Source organism: Rhodopseudomonas sp. WA056 (genome assembly GCF_010906995.1).
GTDB lineage: Bacteria > Pseudomonadota > Alphaproteobacteria > Rhizobiales > Xanthobacteraceae > Rhodopseudomonas > Rhodopseudomonas palustris_G.
In genome coordinates this window covers 1-1,435 of the sequence record NZ_QPFS01000243.1, presented here as the reverse complement: position 1 = coordinate 1,435, position 1,435 = coordinate 1, and the positions used below count along the sequence as shown (strand labels likewise).

The window sequence follows — 1,435 nt, the reverse complement described above, 5'->3', positions numbered from 1 at the left end:
CGATAACGACGTGCTCGGCTATGGACCGCTCGAGCCGCTGCTGTCCCGCGACGACATCTCCGACATCATGGTCAACGGCGCCGGCACGGTCTACATCGAGGTCGCCGGCCGCATCCAGCGCACCGGCATCCGCTTTCGCGACAATCAGCAGCTCCTCAACATCTGCCAGCGCATCGTCAGCCAGGTCGGCCGGCGTGTCGACGAATCCTCTCCTATCTGCGACGCGCGCCTCGCCGACGGCTCGCGCGTCAACGCCATCGTACCGCCGCTGGCGATCGACGGGCCGGCGCTCACCATCCGCAAATTCAAGAAGGACAAGCTGACGCTCGACCAGTTGGTCAAGTTCGGCGCGATCACTCCCGAGGGCGCCCAGATCCTTCAGATCATCGGTCGCGTCCGCTGCAACGTACTGATCTCGGGCGGTACCGGCTCGGGCAAGACCACGCTTCTCAATTGCCTCACCAACTACATCGACGACGACGAACGCATCATCACCTGTGAAGACGCCGCCGAACTGCAGTTGCAGCAGCCTCACGTGGTCCGGCTCGAAACCCGGCCGCCGAATATCGAAGGCGAAGGCCAGATCACGATGCGCGATCTGGTCCGCAACTGCCTGCGTATGCGGCCGGAACGGATCATCGTCGGCGAAGTCCGCGGTCCGGAAGCGTTCGACCTGTTGCAGGCGATGAACACCGGTCACGACGGCTCGATGGGTACGCTCCACGCCAACAACCCGCGCGAGGCGCTGTCGCGCTGCGAATCGATGATCACGATGGGGGGATTCGCGCTGCCGTCGCGGACCATCCGCGAGATGATCTGCGCCTCGATCGACGTCATCATCCAGGCTGCGCGCCTGCGCGACGGATCGCGTCGCATCACCCACGTCACCGAGGTGGTGGGGATGGAAGGCGACACCATCATCACCCAGGACATCTTCGTCTACGACCTGCTGGGCGAGGACGCCAACGGCCACATCGTCGGTCGACACCGCGCCACCGGTATCGGTCGTCCGCGATTTTGGGAACGCGCCCGCTACTACGGCGAAGAGCAACGACTCGCCGCGGCGCTCGATGCCGCGGAGGTCGTCGCGACCCCATAAGGAGCCGGTGCGATGGAGATGCAGACGCTCGCACTCGGCTTCTTCGCGGCGGTCGCCGTCGGCGGGGTGGCGTGGGTCTTCATCTATCCGCTGCTGTCCGGCGAGAAGAATGTGGAGAAGCGGCTCACCTCCGTGGCCAGAACGACTCCGGCCGTTCGTCAGGTCGACCGCACCCAGCGATCACGTCGCGAGCAGATCGAGGGCTCGCTGAAGGAAATCGAGACCCGCAGCCAGAAGCAGAAGAACGTTCCGCTGGGAATGCGTCTGTCGCAGGCGGGACTGGATTGGACGCCCGCCAAGTTCGGCGTGGTCTCCGCCGCGATCGGCGTGGTGGTC

1 protein-coding gene and 1 pseudogene are annotated in these 1,435 nt (G+C 65.1%); both read left to right on the top strand.

Annotated elements, in window-relative coordinates:
- Window positions 1-1,099 (top strand): TadA family conjugal transfer-associated ATPase (locus tag DU475_RS23780; RefSeq protein ID WP_164633513.1); only part of this gene is annotated, 1,099 nt, incomplete at its 5' end.
- Between the two features lie 12 nt (window positions 1,100-1,111).
- A pseudogene (locus DU475_RS23775) lies at window positions 1,112-1,435 on the top strand (type II secretion system F family protein); the annotation flags it as partial.